Raw genomic sequence first — 19293 nt, forward strand, 5'->3', positions numbered from 1 at the left:
ATAAAGTCGCCGACTTCAACTACACCAGGACGCAAAATTATGGACGCTCACGAGTTGTCGCCTCTTTTAAACAACACGTTTTTTCGCAACAAACAGCTGTTGCTTTTGCTGGAGTTTTTGCTCGGAAAAACTATTATTCCTTTTCATACCATCAATTTTATATACGGCAGCGAACAACGCGCCCATTCCGACTCTATTCACATGAGTACCGCGCCGCAGGGCTATCTCATTGCCGCCTGGACTGCTTTTGACGATTGTGACGAAAACAACGGAGCTTTGCGCTTTTATCCAAAAAGCCACCGCCTGCCCTATATCACCTGCCGCGACTACAACAGTGGCAATACGCCTTTGCTTTTGGGCAAGTTGAGCTACGAAAACTACGAAGACAAAGTAGAGGAAGTTATCCGCGAACACGGATTTCAGGAGCAGTATTTTTTTGCAAAAAAAGGTGATGTTCTAATATGGCACGCCAACCTCATTCATGGAGGCAGTGCTATCCGTAACAAAAACGCCACCCGCCGCAGTATGGTGGCGCATTACTTTGCCGAAGAAGTGATTTGCTACCACGAAATTTCACAGCGTCCGGCATTGATGCACGTTAAAAAAAACAAAACAGAAATCTGAAAATCTGGTTTATTTTTGTTTTAATAATTAATCATAACTAATTTATTATCAATAAATAATAAGTTTTAATTTCTTGTTTTAATTAAATAAATAAAACCAAAAAAATCACCTTATTATTAGGATGAAGATTTTTCTTTCAGTAATTGCTGCAAGGCATACATTTCATCGCGGTAGTGGGCGGCTTTGATAAAATCCAATTCTTTGGCGGCGGCTTCCATGTTTTTGCGCACTTCGGCTATAGATTTTTCCAACTGCGGCACACTCATATACTGCACCACCGGATCGGCGGCTATGGATAAAGTTTGTGGCTCCGAATAGGCGGTTTCGTTGTTATTTTGCAGCGTACCGCGAATATCCAGCACCGAAGTTTGCATCATTATTTGCTCTTTGCTTTTGAGTACCGTAGTCGGCGAAATGCCGTGTGCCTCGTTATAAGCGATTTGTTTATTGCGTTTGCGCAGGGTTTCGTCAATGGCGCGCTGCATAGAGTGTGTCATTTTATCGGCATACATCAGCACTTTGCCGTTGGCGTTGCGGGCAGCACGACCCGCCGTTTGTATCAAGGAGCGTTCGTTGCGCAAAAAACCCTCTTTGTCGGCATCTAAAATAGCCACCAAAGACACTTCGGGCAAATCCAAACCTTCGCGCAGCAAATTTACGCCGATGAGCACATCAAATTCACCCAAACGCAGGTCGCGGATAATTTCTATGCGCTCCAGCGTTTCTACATCGGAGTGTATGTAGCGGCTTTTGATGTTCATTCGCAGCAAATATTTATTGAGTTCTTCTGCCATACGCTTGGTGAGGGTTGTCACCAAAACGCGTTCATTTTGTTGGCTTCGCTCTTCAATTTCACCCAATAAATCATCAATCTGGTGCAAACAGGGGCGCACTTCTATGGGCGGGTCGAGCAAACCGGTAGGGCGCACTACCTGCTCTATTACCACACCGCCGCTTTGCGTGAGTTCGTAATCGGCGGGCGTTGCCGACACATAAATAATCTGCGGCATCATCAACTCAAACTCTGAAAAATTCAAAGGTCGGTTATCCAAAGCCGAAGGAAGGCGGAAGCCGTACTCTACCAAACTCATTTTGCGGGCGCGGTCGCCGCCGTACATCGCCCGCAACTGCGGCATGGTGACGTGGCTCTCGTCAATTATCATCAAAAAATCATCAGGAAAAAAATCCAGCAGACAAAAAGGACGTGTGCCTTGTGCGCGGCGGTCTAAAAATCGGGAATAATTTTCTATGCCGGAGCAGTAGCCAAGTTCGCGTATCATTTCCAAATCAAAATTGGTGCGCTCCCACAGACGGGCGGCTTCGGCTTCTTTGCCGTTGGCTCTGAAATAAGCCACCTGTGCATTGAGTTCGTCTTGAATTTCGTGCAAAATCTGCACCATTTGATTTTGCGGAGTGAGGTATAAATTGGCAGGAAAAACCGCCACATGCGGCACTTGTTGTAAGGTTTTTCCGGTTTCGGGGTCAAATATTTCGAGGTTTTCTATCTCATTGCCGAAAAAAACCACCCGCACGGCGTGGTCGGCGTAGGGCAGAAAAATATCAACAGTGTCGCCGCGCACCCTGAAATTACCGCGTTCAAATTCTACTTCGTTGCGCGAGTAGAGCGAAGATACGAGGGCGTGCAAAAAAGCATTGCGCCCTATTTTGTCGCCTTGCGCCAAACGAATTGTATTTTCGCGATATTCGGTGGGATTGCCCAAACCATAAATACACGATACCGAAGCCACTACAATAACATCGCGCCGCCCCGACAGCAGCGAAGAAGTGGTTTTGAGGCGGAGTTTTTCTACTTCGGCATTAATAGCCAAATCTTTTTCAATATAAGTATCCGAAACGGAAATATAGGCTTCGGGCTGATAATAATCGTAGTATGATACAAAATACTCTACCGCATTATTTGGAAAAAACTGCCGGAACTCGCCGTACAACTGTGCCACTAAAGTTTTGTTGTGGCTGAGAATGAGCGTGGGTTTTTGCACCTGCTCAATCACGTTTGCCATCGTAAATGTTTTGCCGCTACCCGTTACTCCCAGCAAAGTCTGGTGTTTTTCGTGTTGGCGTATGCCCTCTACCAATTGCCGAATCGCTTCGGGCTGGTCGCCTTGTGGTGTATAAGGCGAAATCAATTCAAAAGCCATCTAAAAAAAAGCGTATGTGAAGTACAAGTATATAATATTTTTTTGAAAATTAAGTTTAAAATATGAACAGTATTTAAAAAATGATTTAATTTAGTAGAACATCTTTTAAACTAAAAAAAGAAGCCTTATGATAAAATCTTACAAAATATTCAGCCCGACATAAAACAGCAATATGAACCATTATATCTGTTTATTTGTAATAGTATTGTTTTCTGTTAGAATTGTTAAATTTTAAATAAAACGTTATTATTTTCATAATTTTGCCTTCACATATTTTAAACATTTTATAAAAAAATGGCTTATTACGAAGATTACAGCGAAGATTTGGGACAAGAACATACCGATGAATTAGTGGAGTTGTTTGAGACGATGCAGCGCAGCAATAAAAGTTTTTATTTTGACCAAAGCAGTTATGAACAAATCATAGAACATTATGAAGAACAAGTGCTGTACGATAAAGCACTGAAAGCCGCCGAACAAGCCTTATTACAACATCCCTATTCAGCTTTTTTTCTTTCCAAAAAAGCACTTTTTTTATTAGAAACACAAACTGATGTCGCTGATGAAGCCTTACAATTATTGGCGCAGGCAAAAATGTACGACCGCACCGAAAGCGAAATCTATTTGTTGGAAGGGGAAGTGTATCTGGAACAAGGAAATATGGAGGATGCTTTGGAAAGTATCGCAGCAGGCAGGCAGTATGCCGATGAAGAAAATATCATAGATTTTTATATGCTCGAAGCCGATGTGTATGAAGTACAGGGCAATTTTCAGAAAGTATTTGAATTGTTGAGTCAGGTATTACATATAGACCCCGAATATGAAGAAGCCTTAGAGCGTATCAGTTTTATTATTGAAGAAGCCGAAATGTACGAACAAGGCATCGCTTTGCACGAGCAATTATGCGGGGTTTATCCATTTTCAAAATGGGCTTGGCTAAATTTGGGTAAAGCATACGCCGGTATAGAGCAATACGAAAAATCTTTAGATGCTTTTGGCTATGCTTTGGCAATTGATAAATCTTTTGAACCGGCACTGCGCGAAAGTGGAGATGCACATTATGAGTTGGAGCAATACGAACAGGCATTGGATTGTTTTTTACAAGCCCAACAACAAGCTCCCCGTGATGCGGATTTGTTGTGTGCCATAGGTTGGTGTCATTTTGAAATAAAAAACCTAAGCAAATCTGTTTTTTATTTCAAAAAAGCACTCATTTCCAATGAATCCCACGCCGATGCAAAATACGGTATGGCAATGGTGCACAAAGAAAAAGAAGAATGGCAAACGGCTTTGATGTATTGTAAACAAGCTGCTAAATCAGAACCCGATATTGCCGATTACGGGGCTGCCTGTGCCGAAATCTATTTGCGACTGGGCGATGTAAAACAAAGTATTGCGTATTATGTCAAAACAATGGAACGCCACCCCACCAATACTGAGTTGTGGTTGCAATTAGCATTGTTATTGTTTAATCTGGAAGATTATGAAGATACTTGGTTTATGATTGAAAAAGCAATGTCGCTGTTTCCGGAGCAAGCCGAATTTTTGTATTTGGCTTTTGCTGTTAAATATCAAACCCACGAAATTCCCGAATCCTATGCTTTCTTGGAGCAGGCTTTGGAGCGTAACTACAGTTTGCACCCTTATATGTTTCATCTAATGCCTTCTTTGCAAGAGAATCAACGCATTACACAAATGATAGAAGCCCATCGATTGTAGTTTTTTTTAAAAAAAACACTTATTATATATAGTAGCGGACAATAAGCCATCACTTATTGTCCGCTTATTTTTTTATTATAGTTGGATATAACAGCCCAAAAGTCAGCCTTGCTTTTTTTATTTTTTTTTACAATTTCGCACCACCGTTCAATCTTTTGTTTTAATTTGGTAGCCTTTTCTATAATTATAGTTGATAATTGTTTTTTTTGATTACAATTTTGAATTGTTCCTGAATACTTATATTAAAAAAACACTTTGATTGTTTTTTCTAAAATAGATCAAAATATAATTCAAATCTTTGTTTATATGCTGTAATGTGTGCATTTTTTAATCGGTTTGTAAGCATTTTTAAAACACAGTAGCACAAATTGTTATGAACAACACCCCTGAAATACCTTTAAGTCAAGAGGAATTAGAAAATTTGGAGATAGAGCGTGAATATACGGGCTTAATAGCCGCTGCCAAACCCTATATTCATTTAGAAGATGAGCCTATAATACGCAAAGCCTTCGAAATGGCGCAGGAAGCGCATAAAAATATGCGGCGCAAAAGTGGCGAGCCTTATATTTTGCACCCTATTGCGGTGGCACGCATTATTGTTTCGGAAATCGGTATGGGCACGGAAGCCATCATTGCCGCGCTGCTGCACGATGTGGTGGAAGATACCGACCTTACGCTGGAAGATATAGAAAAACATTTTAGCAAAAATATTGCCCGCTTGGTTGACGGACTCACCAAAATAAAAGGACTTACGCATATTGCCAGCGAAGTAGCCAAACAAGCCGAAAATCTTAAAAAAGTCATATTGACTTTGAATGATGATTATCGGGTGGTGGTTATCAAAATTGCCGACCGCCTGCACAATATGCGCACCCTCAACTCTATGTCGCAGTTGAAACAAGTGCGCATTGCCTCCGAAACGCTGTATCTGTATGCACCCCTCGCCCACCGCTTGGGGTTGTATGCCATCAAAACCGAACTCGAAGACTTATCGCTCAAATATACCAATCCCGAAATTTATAAGGATATTGCCCAAAAACTGGCACAAACCAAACGCGACCGCGACCGCTATATTCAGGATTTTATCACGCCTTTATCCAACAAACTCACCGAACACAAATTGCCGCCTTTCCGCGTTTTTGGTCGCCCCAAATCTATTCATTCTATATGGAATAAATTGCGCAATAAGGAAGTAGCTTTTGAGGATATTTATGATTTATTCGCCATTCGGATTGTAGTTGATGTGCCCGAAGAGATAGAGCGCGACGAATGTTGGAAAGCCTACTCGGTGGTGACGGCTATGTATAAGCCCAATCCCGAACGCACCCGCGACTGGATTACTTTTCCGCGCACCAACGGCTACATGTCCTTGCATTGTACGGTGATGGGTCCCGAAGGCAGATGGGTAGAAGTGCAAATACGCTCGGAACGAATGGATATGATTGCTGAAAAAGGGGTAGCCGCACACTGGAAATATAAAGGTGGCAAGGGCGAAAAAGGATTGGACGAATGGTTGGAGCGCGTGCGCGACTCTTTACAAAATATGGCAAATGCCAATGCGCTGGACTTGATGAACGACTTCAAGCACAATTTATATGAGCGCGAAGTGCATGTGTTTACACCCAAAGGCGACCTCAGAGTGATGCAAGCCGGCTCAACCATCATTGATTTTGCTTATGAAATTCATACTCAAATCGGCAATACCTGCATCGGCGGCAAAATCAACGGCAAATTGTATCCTATCAGCCAAAAAACTCCAAAACGGCGATCAGGTAGAAATTCTTACTTCCAAAAAACAAAAACCTTCGGAAGACTGGCTCTCTCTTTGCCGTTACTTCACGCGCCAGACAACGCATACGCTCTTATCTCAAAGAATCTATCCGGCAAGAGGCACAAAACGGCAAAGAAACTTTTGAGCGCAAACTGCGTGCTTTGAAATTGCAATATTCGGAGCAATTGGTGAACGAATTGGTAAATTATTTTAAACAGGGCGATTCTCAGACGTTTTTTTATAATATCGCCACCGAGCAATTTGATTTAAATGAACTGCGCAATTTGACGTTTATGGGCGGAAGAATCAAATTGCTGAACCCCAACCGCAAAAGCAGCGGCGAGGACGCAACGGGCGAAAGCAACAACTACGACGTAGCCAATGCCATCAATAATGATGTAGCCATTAACCGCGAAGTGGATTTGCTCATTTTCGGGGGCTTGGACAAAATAGATTATGCCGCCGCCACTTGCTGCCAACCGCAAGCCGGCGATGATGTTTTCGGATTTATTACTATCACACAGGGCATTAAAATTCATAAAAACTCCTGCCCCAATGCACCCGACCTGCGCAAAAAATATCCGTACCGCATCGTTACGGCAAAGTGGCATCAACAAAGCAATGATGTGGCGTTTTTGACGGGCTTGCGCATTACGGGCATCGATGATGTAGGGCTTATTCAACGCCTCACCAATGTAATATCGGTGGAGTTGAAAAAAAACATGCAATCCATCGCTTTTACTACCAAAGACGGCTTGTTTGAGGGTTCCCTGACTTTGTATATGAAAGACAGTGCCGACTTAAAGCAGGTTATCAAGCGGCTGCGCGAGGTAGAAGGGGTGCATGAAGTGCGTACTTTTGAGGCATAACAAAAAATGAAGAAAATGATAAAAACGTGCGTAATAAAGATGGTTGAGATTTTTTTTTATAAATATTAAGTTTAAATAGCGCAACTTTGCAATCGGTTTTTTGAGTGCCGATAGATATTTTTCATGAATAAATCGTCGCCTGTGGGCAAAAAAAACGTTGCTGATACACTGAACGCGATTTCCAAAAAATCGGAACAGTTTCATCAAACGTACTTTCAGGGGCTGAGTTTTTGGCAAATTGCGCGTTTTTTATTGCGTAAGGCACTGAGCGAACCACTCCAAACGCGCTCGGCAGCTATATCGTTCAATGTGTTTTTGTCCATTTTTCCGATGATTATCGTTTTTTCGCAACTCATCGCGCTGTTTCCCGTAAAAACCGTTGAAAGCACCCTGTATGGCTTACTTCGTCAGGGAATGCCCGACAGTTCGTATCGCTTTTTGATGGATATTGTAAAAAGTATCACCTCCCTCAAAACACGCACCGGCGGCATTGTATCGGTGGGGTTTTTGATGACGCTCATCTTCGCCTCCAACGGCATCAACGCCCTCATCAGTGCTTTTGCCCGCAAAGATTTTAAACTAAAACGACAAACTTTTATTGTACGCCGCTTTACAGCTATCTATATCACTTTGCTGCTGATGTTACTGATGCTCGTCACTATCAGTATTTTGATTTTCGGACAATTATATATCAACAAATTTTTAAGTGCCATTTATATGATTTCTTCGGTGACTTATCTCATTTTGTCGCTGTTTAAATGGACGATTATATTTTTGCTGGTACTCAATATTGTATCAGTTATTTATTATTTAGCTCCTCCTGTCAAGCACAACTGGTCGTATTTTTCGGGCGGCTCTATGCTCACCACTTTGCTCATTATCGTTGCCTCTTACGTTTTTTCTTATTATATTCAGTTGGTTCAAAGTTTCAATGCTTTGTATGGCTCCTTGGGGGCTATCATCGTGCTGATGCTGTGGATTTATATTAATTGTCTGCTGCTATTAGTGGGCTACGAACTCAATGTGGCTTTGGCATTGCGCACGGAGCGTTTGAAGGCAAAAGAAAAAAAACAAACTTAATTCTGTTCTTTTTTATGCTGCTTTCCGTCTAAAATCCGGCTTTTTTCTCTGATAAACTCAATTATTATATTTTACACACAATTTTTTTACTTTTTATTTCAAATGAGCCATCAACATAATTCAAGTAAAGTAACCTTGGAAACTTTACTCGTTGCATTGGGAATTATTTACGGCGACATTGGCACCAGCCCCCTTTACGCGCTCAAAGCCGTAGTGGGCAACCGCGAAATATCGGAGATGTTGGTGTATGGCGGCGTATCGGCGATTTTTTGGACTTTGGTTTTTCAAACTACCATCAAATATGTATGGATAACGCTTCAGGCGGATAATCAGGGCGAAGGCGGTATTTTTTCGCTGTATGCTTTGGTGAAGCGTTTTGGAAAAAAACTCAGCTACATTGCCATGCTGGGAGCTACTACCCTACTCGTGGACGGTATCATTACGCCGCCTATTTCGGTGGCTTCGGCGGTAGAGGGTTTGGGTAATGTGCCGGGGTTAGAGCATTTGTTTTTACCCGGCAGTCAGGCTACCGTGGCGGCGGTGGTACTTATTTTGTCTGTTTTATTTTTTGTTCAACGCTTCGGCACACAAATTATCGGCAAATCTTTTGGTCCGATAATGGCGGTATGGTTTACGATGATTTGGGTGGTAGGTGCTTCTCAAATAGTGCATCACCCCGATATTATCAAAGCCTTGAATCCGTATTATGCCTACGAGTTGCTGTTGCACTATCCAAACGGATTTTGGTTGTTGGGTGCGGTATTTTTGTGTACCACCGGAGCCGAAGCCTTGTACTCTGATTTGGGGCATTGCGGTTTGAAAAATATCCGTTTGAGTTGGATTTATGTAAAAACAAGCCTGATAATATGCTATTTGGGACAGGCTTCGTGGCTTATGCACCAAGGCGACCCCTTGCTCAAAGGGCGCAATCCTTTTTTTGAAATGATGCCACACTGGTTCTTGTTGCCCAGTATTATTATTGCTACTTTGGCTGCCATTATTGCTTCGCAGGCACTCATCAGCGGCAGTTTTACACTGATTAGCGAGGCTATCAACTTAAATTTTTGGCCTCGTGTTGCCGTGCGGCAGCCTTCCAACAGCAAAGGGCAGATTTTTATTCCGAGTATCAATTTATTGTTGTGGTTGGGCTGTTTGGCAGTGGTGCTGTATTTCCGTTCATCGGAGCACATGGAAGGTGCTTATGGGTTTTTTATCACCCTTACGATGCTCATGACGACTGTTTTGCTGGCAGTGTATTTACTGTATATCAAAAAATGGAATAAAATATTGGTTGCCGGATTAATTACTTTGTTTACTATTATAGAGCTTTCTTTTTTTGTTGCGAATGTCATCAAACTCAAACATAGTTTTCCGCTTTTAATTATCGCATTTGCCTGCTTATCTATTATGTATATTTGGTATAATGCACGCAAAATCAACAATCGTTTGGTGAAATTTGTGAATTTTAAAGATTATATCTCCAAATTAGAGGAGTTGAGCCAAGACCTCAGTATCCCGAAATTTGCCACGCATCTTATTTATCTCACCAAAGCCAATCAGGAAAAGCAAATAGAGGAAAAAATAATGACTTCTATTTTCTCCAAAAACCCCAAGCGCGCCGATGTGTATTGGTTCTTTCATATTGACCGCACCAATGAGCCTTATACGCTGGAATATGATATTATGGAGTTGGTAAATGATAAAATTATCAAAATAAACTTGTATGTGGGTTTTCGGGTGCAGCCGAAATCGGAGTTGTATTTTAAGCGTATTGTAAAAGATTTGGTAAAAAGAAAGGAACTTGATTTGCATATCAGCCCCGATGGTTCTACCAAATACAACCCCGACCCTGATTTTAAATTTGTCATCATTCATCGCTTTTTATCGGTTGAAAATGAGTTTTCGCTGAAAGATGATATTTTGCTCAACGGTTATTTCTTTCTCAAAAATTTAAGCCAAAGCGATGAAAAGGCTTTCGGCTTGGATAGAAATGATGTAGTAACCGAATATACACCGCTGGTTTATACGCCTATGACGATAAAGTCCTTAGTAAGGCGCGAGCGCAAGCAGCTATTCAATGACAACGAGTAAGCAAAAAACGCGTATCGCCTTAGCGGTGGTCAATGATTTGCACTACGACCAACGTATGCAAAGGATATGCCACACTTTGGCGGGTGCTGGCTACGAAGTAACCCTCATCGGCAGAATGTTGCCCACCTCGCAGCCTTTGCCCGCCAAGGGGTCGTTTCACACGTTGCGCTTCCGCTATCCTGTGCAAAAAGGAAAATTGTTTTATATATTGCACAATCTGGCTTTGCTGTGGCATTATCTGTGGCATCGCTACGATATTTATGTCGCCAACGACTTGGATACCGCTCCGGCGGCGATAGTGGCAGCACGCCTCAAAGGGGCAAAGTTGGTGTATGATGCGCACGAGTATTTTCCGCAACTGCCCGAAGTGGTGAGCCGCCCTGTGGTGCGCCGTATCTGGACACTCGTGGAGCAGTGGCTCGTGCCGCGTGCCGATGCTTGCTATACCGTGAGCCACGCTTACAGCGATATTTTTAAACAGAAATACCAAAAGCATTTTGATATTATCCGCAATGCTACGGTGCTGGAAGACAAACACTTTCCCCAAAAGCCCCACGAGCCGCCTTATATTTTGTATCAGGGGGCAGTGAATGTGGGCAGAGGTGTAGAAGAAATGATAGCGGCTATGCAATATGTACGCCACCCCCTGCAATTGTGGATTTGCGGGCGCGGCGATGTGTTGGAAACCTGCCAAATGCTGGCGAAAGAAAAAGGAGTAGCCGAGCGCGTGGTTTTTAAAGGTTGGGTGGAGCCTGCTTTGCTCAAAAACATTACTTTACACGCTACTTTGGGTTTTACTTTTTTTACAAAAGACGGCGAAAGTTATTATTATTCCCTCGCCAACCGCTTTTTTGATTATTTCCACAATGGCATACCTCAATTGTGTGTTGATTTTCCCGAATATGCCCGCATCAATGCCGAGTACGGTATGGCGATACTGACGGATAATTTAGAGCCGCAGCATTTGGCAAAATTAATAGATGATTTGTTGGGTAATCCTTTGTTGTACGGACAGTTACAACAAAATTGTCTTGCAGCCCGCTTGCATCTGAACTGGCAACAAGAAGCCGAAAAACTGTTGCAGATATACGCCCGCCTTGCTCCCAAATAACAAAAACGACCGACACCTGCGAGGTGTCGGTCGTTTTTGCAACTGAGATTCAACTTTGCCAAAGTTAAACAAATTGTTTATCGCTGCTCAATGTACAATGCTGAATTTGGTGGCGGTGCCGCCTTCGGCTTTTACGAAGTACAACCCCGACTGCCAGCCGCTTACATCTAGGCTGTTGCTCCCGCTTTGCAGGGTGATGCGGCTTTGTAATTGTTGCTTGATGTTGTAGATGTACGCCACTGTAAGCGGCGCACCCCTCCATTCTATACTTATCCTGTCTTGGGCGGGGTTGGGAAAAACGAACATAGACGGAGGCAAAGACCCAATACTTGCTTCCTCTGTTCCTAAGGTAAGATCTTCGCCGCAATCATTTGCCCCCAAACAGCCGTTTTCGTCTAATTTTAATAACCACAGCATTGATTTATTCGTTTCAGGATTAAAACCTTGAGTTATTGCCAAATAACCGCCATCGGGAGTAGGGCGGAAAACTGCTGTAACATAAGTGTTATCTTCAAAATCAGGATCATAACACCGCACCCAAATATTATTCAATTCCAAATCCGTTTTAAAAAATAATTGCCGCTTTTCATATCCATAATTCACCTCCTCCTCACCCGAAGTGAGTATATAGCTTTGATCCACTACCCGAAATAAACCCAAATAAGTCCACCTCGGGTTAGGGTAGTCGTAGGTTCTTTCCCATATACGCTCCCCTTCATAGCTCAGTTTAATGACACTCGGCAAACGAAAATTGATATATTGGAAATTATAGGAGGTATCTTGCTGCGAACCGATGAGGTAGGTTTTGTCGGGTAAAGGGTTGGGCGTAGGATTGATAGCAACACCATACATTTCCATCTCTAAATAATTGAGCATGCTATCATTGGGCGCATCGCTGTATCGGAATATTTCATTGCCCAAGGAGTCTGTTTTTAAAGCAAGCCCTCTCCAAGGATTGTACTTATAGCCGCCCATCAAATAATTGCCCTTTTCGTCTGTTTGAAATGCTCCCAGTTCAAATTTTTGCGAATCAACCCCATAAACGCGCTTCCACTTGATATTACCCACGCTGTCGAGGCGCATCAACAAACCTTGGAAATAAGGCGCATCTGCTATACAAGAGCGCGTGGAACCGATGAGCATAAAATCGCCGTTGGGCTGCAAAAACAGACCATTCACATTCTCGGTATTTTCGCAGCCGTATTGTTTTTGCCACAGGGTATCAAAGTTTTCATTCAGGCGAGTTAGCTCTATGTCTATATTCTGCTCTGCCTGATTGTATATCTCTCTTCCCGCCAAATAGCCGTTCGGTAACTTTATTAGTTCGCTCAATGTAAATCCCAAATACTGCTTGTTCCAGAGCAAATCGCCCGCTAAGGAAAATTTGGTGATATTGGTGCAGGAGCCTTGTGGGATATTATTTTCGTTGGGAAAAGCGATGCTCTGTATCAGATAGCCGTCTTCTAATTCTATATAGCTGTGTACGGTTTCGCCCGTGCTGTTGGGCAGGTCGTGGTAGCGGCTAAAGGTAATTTGCTGGCTGTTGCTTTTTTGGAACACCAGGATCAAAAGCAAAGCCATAAGAAAAAGATAGTGTTGTTGGGAGTGTCGCATATTGGGTTTGTTTTTTTGGTTATCGTCTGTATTTTGACTTTAATAATTTTTCAAAATTATTCCAATGCTCCTTTTTTCCTTATTTGAGTATTTTATGTGTGGTAAAGAAATATTACAAATATAAACCTTTTTTTATTTCAACTTTGTCAAAGTTCGAACTTTGACAAAGTTTATTTTACACTCCTCAATGCCGCGCGTATAACCCACTACTTCATTTTTCCGTACTTCGGCATTTCGGTGCGTCCCCTGCCCCCCAATCCAATAAAAACAAAGCCCCTTCGGAAGTTTTGAACTTCCGAAGGGGCTTATCGCTCAATAATAATGGCAAAAACTATGATTCCATTTCAAAATTCAGGACGGTATCGCGAATAATACCTACACACTCCATCAGTTGGGCTTCGTTCATCACCAAAGGCGGTGCAAAACGGATTTTGTCGCCGTGGGTGGGCTTGGCGAGCAAGCCTCTTTCTTTCAAATTCATACACAATTCCCACGCTGCCTCTTTATGGGAGTGCTCGATAACGATGGCATTGAGCAAACCCTTGCCGCGTACCGTTTTTATCAAAGAACTCTCCTGCTGCAATTGACGCAACTCGCGGCGCAGTATTTTTCCCAAATAATCGGCATTGGCAGCCAAATTTTCCTCTATCAATACTTCCAAAGCCGCCACCGCCACCCGACACGCTAAAGGATTGCCGCCGTAGGTAGAGCCGTGTTGTCCGGGCTGAATGGTGAGCATAATGTCATCATCTGCCAGCACCGCCGACACCGGCAACAATCCGCCCGAAAGGGCTTTACCCAAAATGAGCACATCGGGGTGCACTTCCTCGTGGTCGCAGCAGAGCATTTTTCCGGTGCGCGCCAATCCGGTCTGTATTTCATCGGCAATCAACAACACCTGATGCGCACGGCACAAATCGGCAGCTTTTTTCAGGTAGCCTTCGTCGGGTACTTGCACACCCGCTTCGCCCTGAAGGGGTTCTACCAAAAAGCCGCACACATTTTTATTTTGAAGAGCCGCTTCCAAAGCGGCGGTATCGTTGTAGGGAATACGCACAAAACCGGGCGTAAAAGGACCAAAACCGCCGTAGCTGTCGGGGTCTTGCGAAAAAGATACAATGGTGGTGGTGCGCCCGTGAAAATTACCGTCACACACCACTATCACGGCTTCGTAAGGCTGAATACCCTTGACGGCATACCCCCAGCGGCGGCAGAGTTTGAGGGCAGTTTCTACGGCTTCGGCACCGGAGTTCATCGGCAGCACTTTGTCGTAGCCGAAAAGTTCTGTGATGTATTTTTCGTATTCGCCGAGCGCATCGTTGTAAAAAGCGCGGGAGGTGAGCGTCAGTTTTTGAGCTTGCTCTATCAGTGCAGCCACAATTTTGGGGTGGCAATGCCCCTGATTGACGGCAGAATATGCCGAAAGGAAATCGTAATAGCGGCGGTCTTCACAATCCCACACATACACGCCCTCGCCGCGCGAAAGCACAACAGGAACAGGGTGATAATTATGTGCGCCGTATTTATCTTCAAGTTCTATGAAGTAGTTGGAAGTAAGCGTTGCTGGCATATCGTAAAAAAATATTTTGTTACAAAATTAAGTTTTTTTTTCATCAAAATACACAAGCAATCTGTTAAAAGATGATGATGATGAATACACCGATAATAAATTCTGGTTCTCAAATACTGAATTCATCAAAAATGCCTTAATTTCACAGGTTTAAATCAACAAACCCTCTTGCACAGGCTTTATTCGCCGCTTATCAATTATGACTTATATAGAAGGACGTGCTGCTTCTGTGGGCAAACGCCGCCAAACTTCCTACATTTATGCCATCAGCAGCATTACATTGGTATTGTTTGTTTTGGGTGTGTTCGGAATTTTGCTGCTCAATGCCCAGCGTATATCGCAAATGCTCCGCGAAACGCTCGAAATTACCATTGCGCTCAAAGACACCGCCACCGCCGCCGACATTGAGCAGCTGCAAAAGCAACTTCGGCAGCAGCCCTATACCAAAGAGGTGTTGTATATAGATAAAGAGCAGGCAGCAGAGCAATTTATAAAAGAATATGGCGAAGACTTTGTGAGTATTCTGAACTTTAATCCTCTGTTCAACACGCTGAGTTTGCACCTCAAAGCCACCCACGCCGATGAAGCAAATTTAAAAACGATAGAAACTTTTTTAGAGCAACAAAGTACTGTTCAGGATTTGTATTATCCCGAAAATGTACTGAGCCTCATCAATCGCAACGTACAAAGGGTGAGCATTATTTTAATGGTATTGGGGGCGGTATTTTTGTTTATCACCATCGCCCTTATCGACAGCACCATCAAACTTTCTATGTATTCGAGTCGTTTTCTTATCAAAAGTATGCAGTTGGTAGGTGCTACACGCCAATTTATCAGTCGTCCTTTTATCCGAAAAAGCATCGCAAATGGTTTGGTGAGCGGTTTTATGGCTTGCCTGATGCTCCTGGCACTCATCTATTTTATACAGCAAAATCTGCCTGAATTTTCGCTGCATAGCAATTTGCTGATGTATCTGTATATCTTTTTTACGGTGATATTATTGGGTATTTTAATTTCGTGGTGGAGTACCAAAGCGGCGGTTATCAAGTATTTAAAACTGCAATTGGACGAGTTGTATTAATTTTTATTATTTGTTTTTTTTATTAAAATAAAGATATGAAAATATTTTGCGTAGGGCGCAATTATGCCCAACACGCCAAAGAATTGGGCAATAACTTGCCGGAGCAGCCGCTTATTTTTTCAAAATTTCCTACGGCGGTGCTGCGCGACAATCAGGATTTTTATCTGCCCGACTTTTCCTCCAATATACACCACGAATTGGAATTGGTGGTGCGTATCAGCAAAAACGGCAAGCACATCGCCGAAAAATTTGCCCACAACTACTATCAGGACATCACCGTAGGTATTGATTTCACCGCCCGCGACCTCCAGCAGCAACTCCAACAAAAAGGGCAGCCCTGGGAAATTGCCAAAGCATTTGACAATTCCGCGCCTTTGGGCAATTTTGTTCCTTTGGCTTCGTTACAACAAGCGTCCAACATTGAATTTCACCTGCTCAAAAACGGCGAAACCGTACAACACGGTTTTTCGGGCGATATGATTTTCGGCATTGATGCGCTCATTGCTTATATATCGCGCTATTTTACGTTGCAGCAAGGCGATTTGCTCTTTACCGGCACGCCCGAAGGCGTGGGCAAAGTGGCAATCGGCGACCGCTTACAGGCTTTTATTGAGGGTAAAGAGTTGCTTAACTTTGAAGTAAAATAGAGCCTTCGCGCAGCAAATCTGTTTTTTTGGTATTATGTTTGATGATGGACATTACAGCATATTATTTTTATCAACCGCCAAACTATCAAACAATATGAAGATTTTTTTCAAGGGTACACTTACAATGGTGTTGCTCGCTATGGTGTTGAGTGTGGTCGCCTGCAAAAAGGACGAAGCCCCGCTCGCTACCAAAAATTTTGAGTTGTACCTCAACTACTGGAATCCGAGCGGCAGCGACCCGCAGGTGGAATTTGACCAAGCCCAAACCTCGCCCGAAATTATTATTGATTTTTCCAAAGAATTCGGCAGCGAATTAGTGCCGCCCAATTTGGTGACGGTCAATATTGACAATATGCGTATTTTGGACGAAAACTCGTTCAATTACGAAATTGCCGAAATAGAAGCCTACGAACTTAAAGAAAATACTTGGAAACAAGATGTGGAATTTACGATGGATTTTGTGCCCACACAGGATTTAGCCGTGTATTTGGTATTAGATGCGAGCAAATCGCTCGGCGACGACTTTGATGATGTAAAGCAATATGCACAAAGTTTTGTAAATCAGATTTTTGAAAATGTACCCAATGCGCGTATCGGGGTTATTACTTTTTCGACAGAGGTACGCATCAAAGAACTCGGCACCAACCGCACCGACATTTTGAACTACATCGACTCCACGCCTACCGGAGACTATACAGCACTGTACAGTGCTATGGATTTGGCAATTACAAAACTCAAAGCCGCCACCGCCGAATCGAAGGCAATTCTTACTTTTACTGACGGTATTGATAATATGGCTCCACAAGAGCTTAATCCTGCCTACCTGCGCGACCAAGTGATGAACGACAGCACCAACGCAAAAATCATCACTTATAATATTGGCTTGAAAGGTGCCAACCGCACCATTGACGAAGAAGCATTGGAATATTTATCGCTCAATGGCGGAAAAGCAGAATTTCCGAACTCGGTGCAGGATTTGGGCGAAGTATTTAAAAATTTCTCGCAATCCATTTCTACGGTTTATACGTTGCAATATATTCGCAACCGCCAACAGGTATTGGAACAAAGCAAACGCCAGCTTAAATTTTTGATTAAAGCAAAAAGAAAATAATAGATACCTTCTTTTTACAAAAAAACGCTTCGTATCTCTTGGATACGAAGCGTTTTTTTATTTTTTGAAATTTTATCCCCGCCGTGCTGCCCAAAATATAAACAACACATCTTATATTTGCCACGCCATGAACTTCTCAAAAATTATTATCGCAGTGGACGGCTACTCGTCTTGCGGCAAAAGCACCTTAGCCAAGCAGTTGGCGAAAGCCCTGAACTATATCTACATCGACTCCGGTGCGATGTATCGCGCAGTGACCTTATATTGCCTTCGTAAAAATATTGACGTAAATAATGCCGCCGCCGTCATAAACACCTTGCCCAATATACATATAGATTTCCGGCGCAACGCACAGGGCGATAATGAATGTTACTTAAACGGCGAAAATGTGGAAGCGCACATACGCAGCCAATCGGTAGCCGAAAACGTGAGCGAAGTCAGCCTGATTAAAGAAGTGCGGCAGTTTTTGGTGCAAAAGCAACAGGAAATGGGGCAGGCGCGCGGTATCGTGATGGACGGGCGCGACATTGGCACGGTGGTGTTTCCCGATGCTGAGTTAAAAGTGTTTTTGACCGCCGACCTTCATACCCGCACCCAACGCCGCTACGAAGAACTGCTCTCCAAAGGCATAATGACGACCTTAGAAGAAGTGAGCCAAAACCTCCAACACCGCGACCATTTAGATACGCATCGGCAGGAAAGCCCCCTGTATCGCGCCAAAGATGCCATTTTATTGGATAATACCCTGCTCACGCGCGAAAAGCAATTTCAGATGGTATTTAACATGGCACAACGCATCATTGCAGAAAGTACCACCGCCGAACAAATCAATTAAAAAAGCGGAAGAAAAATAAAGTTTTTATTTTTCTTCGCAGCACTCGGATAAAGAATACGGTCACAAATATTTTTTTATCGCTGCATCAGATTTTATCTTCCAATAATAACCTGCCGCTGTATTTGAGCCATTGCACAGCACCATAAGCCGTGGCAAGCACCAATATCATCAGGATAAAAGGAAAAAACTGTTGGAATGGAGAAAAAGAAGAATCTTCGGAATAGGTGTTGAAAGCTGTAAGAATAAGAGCTGCCATTATCCACATAAATGCCGAATAATCTTCATAATACAAAATACGTTTCCAATTGAATGAGCCATGTGCTAAAGCGTTTTCTACTTCGGACAGCTTGGGCACAAAACGAGATGTAGAGGCTTTATAGTGCGAATATTGCTCGGAGAATTTTTCGTTGAGGTATTTTTCTTCAGAAAAGATAATAAACGCATAAACCCCTATCGCCAAAGGCAGAAAAAATACAAAAAATTGCAGTGAGTTGGCGATAAAAATCAATCCTGTTAAAATCATCAAATTACCCAAATACATAGGATTTCTTACTATTTTGTAAGTCCCTTCGGTGATAAGTTTAGAAGCAAAAATTTTGGTGTCTTTTCCGTAGCGCGTAGGGCTTTCGGTGCCGATACTCAACAAGCGCAGCGCCTGCCCCAATACTGCCAACAGCCACCCCAGCACCAACATAGACATATAATTGTAACGCAGTGGCGGCGAAGGCAACAGCAGCAGCAAATACAAGCAAGGAAGTATCCACACCCGATGGCGATACAAAAAATGTCCTATCTTATCCATAGAACTATCTGCGTTATCATTATACAATAACATAACGAAATTTGTAGAAAAAGGTAGCCTGTTGTATCTCTATCTTTTCTGCAAATATAAAAATACTATTATAAATATAAAAAATACTTATGCTATCTCATCATTGCATTGTAAAAAATAAACAGCAAAATCAAATAAGACAACTGCTAACCATTACAACATAATGCACTATTTAGAGA

The 19293-nt window shown here is 42.8% G+C and carries 13 protein-coding genes and 1 pseudogene; 10 read left to right on the top strand and 4 right to left on the bottom strand.

Going from position 1 to position 19293, the window contains the following annotated elements; genetic code table 11:
* Positions 1–39: 39 nt before the first annotated feature.
* Positions 40–624 carry a phytanoyl-CoA dioxygenase family protein gene (locus IPL35_06670; GenBank protein ID MBK8443106.1) on the top strand — a complete coding sequence of 195 codons (585 nt, stop codon included), beginning with the start codon at positions 40–42 and terminating at the stop codon, positions 622–624.
* A 116-nt stretch (positions 625–740) separates the two neighbouring features.
* Here the strand turns inward: IPL35_06670 and uvrB are convergent, their stop codons facing one another.
* The gene (uvrB, locus tag IPL35_06675; GenBank protein MBK8443107.1) at positions 741–2783 is read right to left on the bottom strand and encodes an excinuclease ABC subunit UvrB; all 2043 of its coding nucleotides are present in this window, start codon (positions 2781–2783) and stop codon (positions 741–743) included.
* A 294-nt stretch (positions 2784–3077) separates the two neighbouring features.
* Here uvrB and IPL35_06680 point away from each other — a divergent pair, with 294 nt between their 5' ends.
* From IPL35_06680 to IPL35_06700, 5 genes and pseudogenes are all read left to right on the top strand, one after another.
* The gene (locus tag IPL35_06680; GenBank protein ID MBK8443108.1) at positions 3078–4502 is read left to right on the top strand and encodes a tetratricopeptide repeat protein; all 1425 of its coding nucleotides are present in this window, start codon (positions 3078–3080) and stop codon (positions 4500–4502) included.
* A 373-nt stretch (positions 4503–4875) separates the two neighbouring features.
* A pseudogene (locus IPL35_06685) lies at positions 4876–7142 on the top strand (bifunctional (p)ppGpp synthetase/guanosine-3',5'-bis(diphosphate) 3'-pyrophosphohydrolase).
* A gap of 123 nt (positions 7143–7265) precedes the next feature.
* A complete protein-coding gene (locus IPL35_06690) occupies positions 7266–8222 on the top strand; it encodes a YihY/virulence factor BrkB family protein (GenBank protein MBK8443109.1) in 957 nt (318 codons plus the stop codon).
* Positions 8223–8324: 102 nt separating this feature from the next.
* Positions 8325–10313: a KUP/HAK/KT family potassium transporter gene (locus tag IPL35_06695; GenBank protein ID MBK8443110.1), complete on the top strand. Its 1989-nt coding sequence runs from the start codon at positions 8325–8327 to the stop codon at positions 10311–10313.
* Positions 10300–11424, top strand: a complete 1125-nt coding sequence (locus IPL35_06700; protein ID MBK8443111.1) for a glycosyltransferase — start codon at positions 10300–10302, stop codon at positions 11422–11424. The genes IPL35_06695 and IPL35_06700 overlap by 14 nt, the downstream gene beginning before the upstream one ends.
* Positions 11425–11511: 87 nt before the next feature.
* Here IPL35_06700 and IPL35_06705 read toward each other — a convergent pair whose 3' ends face one another.
* On the bottom strand, positions 11512–13005 hold the full coding sequence (locus IPL35_06705) for a T9SS type A sorting domain-containing protein (protein ID MBK8443112.1): 1494 nt from the start codon (positions 13003–13005) through the stop codon (positions 11512–11514).
* A gap of 364 nt (positions 13006–13369) precedes the next feature.
* The gene (rocD, locus tag IPL35_06710) at positions 13370–14608 is read right to left on the bottom strand and encodes an ornithine--oxo-acid transaminase (GenBank protein ID MBK8443113.1); all 1239 of its coding nucleotides are present in this window, start codon (positions 14606–14608) and stop codon (positions 13370–13372) included.
* Positions 14609–14807: 199 nt separating this feature from the next.
* Here rocD and IPL35_06715 point away from each other — a divergent pair, with 199 nt between their 5' ends.
* The 4 genes from IPL35_06715 (at position 14808) to IPL35_06730 (ending at position 18282) form a co-directional block, all read left to right on the top strand.
* Entirely contained in the window at positions 14808–15689 is an 882-nt protein-coding gene (locus IPL35_06715) for an ABC transporter permease (GenBank protein ID MBK8443114.1), read from the top strand.
* A 35-nt stretch (positions 15690–15724) separates the two neighbouring features.
* Positions 15725–16336 carry a fumarylacetoacetate hydrolase family protein gene (locus IPL35_06720; GenBank protein ID MBK8443115.1) on the top strand — a complete coding sequence of 204 codons (612 nt, stop codon included), beginning with the start codon at positions 15725–15727 and terminating at the stop codon, positions 16334–16336.
* A gap of 94 nt (positions 16337–16430) precedes the next feature.
* Positions 16431–17447, top strand: coding sequence for a VWA domain-containing protein (locus IPL35_06725; protein ID MBK8443116.1), 1017 nt, complete (start codon positions 16431–16433; stop codon positions 17445–17447).
* 127 nt (positions 17448–17574) lie between these two features.
* Positions 17575–18282 (top strand): (d)CMP kinase, encoded by a 708-nt coding sequence (locus tag IPL35_06730; GenBank protein MBK8443117.1) that lies wholly within the window; start codon positions 17575–17577, stop codon positions 18280–18282.
* A gap of 85 nt (positions 18283–18367) precedes the next feature.
* Here the strand turns inward: IPL35_06730 and IPL35_06735 are convergent, their stop codons facing one another.
* Positions 18368–19084 (bottom strand): isoprenylcysteine carboxylmethyltransferase family protein, encoded by a 717-nt coding sequence (locus tag IPL35_06735; protein MBK8443118.1) that lies wholly within the window; start codon positions 19082–19084, stop codon positions 18368–18370.
* Positions 19085–19293: the final 209 nt, after the last annotated feature.

The sequence above is a fragment of the Sphingobacteriales bacterium genome, from assembly GCA_016711285.1.
Lineage (GTDB): Bacteria > Bacteroidota > Bacteroidia > Chitinophagales > UBA2359 > JADJTG01.

What these genes read in the sequence shown, in the direction of transcription:
- IPL35_06720 (MBK8443115.1), top strand. Translation starts at nt 15,725, where the DNA reads ATGAAAATATTTTGCGTAGGGCGCAATTATGCCCAACACGCCAAAGAA.
- IPL35_06690 (MBK8443109.1), top strand. Translation starts at nt 7,266, where the DNA reads ATGAATAAATCGTCGCCTGTGGGCAAAAAAAACGTTGCTGATACACTG.
- IPL35_06700 (MBK8443111.1), top strand. Translation starts at nt 10,300, where the DNA reads ATGACAACGAGTAAGCAAAAAACGCGTATCGCCTTAGCGGTGGTCAAT.
- IPL35_06695 (MBK8443110.1), top strand. Translation starts at nt 8,325, where the DNA reads ATGAGCCATCAACATAATTCAAGTAAAGTAACCTTGGAAACTTTACTC.
- IPL35_06730 (MBK8443117.1), top strand. Translation starts at nt 17,575, where the DNA reads ATGAACTTCTCAAAAATTATTATCGCAGTGGACGGCTACTCGTCTTGC.
- IPL35_06670 (MBK8443106.1), top strand. Translation starts at nt 40, where the DNA reads ATGGACGCTCACGAGTTGTCGCCTCTTTTAAACAACACGTTTTTTCGC.
- IPL35_06705 (MBK8443112.1), bottom strand. Translation starts at nt 13,005, where the DNA reads ATGGCTTTGCTTTTGATCCTGGTGTTCCAAAAAAGCAACAGCCAGCAA.
- IPL35_06725 (MBK8443116.1), top strand. Translation starts at nt 16,431, where the DNA reads ATGAAGATTTTTTTCAAGGGTACACTTACAATGGTGTTGCTCGCTATG.
- IPL35_06735 (MBK8443118.1), bottom strand. Translation starts at nt 19,084, where the DNA reads ATGGATAAGATAGGACATTTTTTGTATCGCCATCGGGTGTGGATACTT.
- uvrB (MBK8443107.1), bottom strand. Translation starts at nt 2,783, where the DNA reads ATGGCTTTTGAATTGATTTCGCCTTATACACCACAAGGCGACCAGCCC.
- IPL35_06715 (MBK8443114.1), top strand. Translation starts at nt 14,808, where the DNA reads ATGACTTATATAGAAGGACGTGCTGCTTCTGTGGGCAAACGCCGCCAA.
- IPL35_06680 (MBK8443108.1), top strand. Translation starts at nt 3,078, where the DNA reads ATGGCTTATTACGAAGATTACAGCGAAGATTTGGGACAAGAACATACC.
- rocD (MBK8443113.1), bottom strand. Translation starts at nt 14,608, where the DNA reads ATGCCAGCAACGCTTACTTCCAACTACTTCATAGAACTTGAAGATAAA.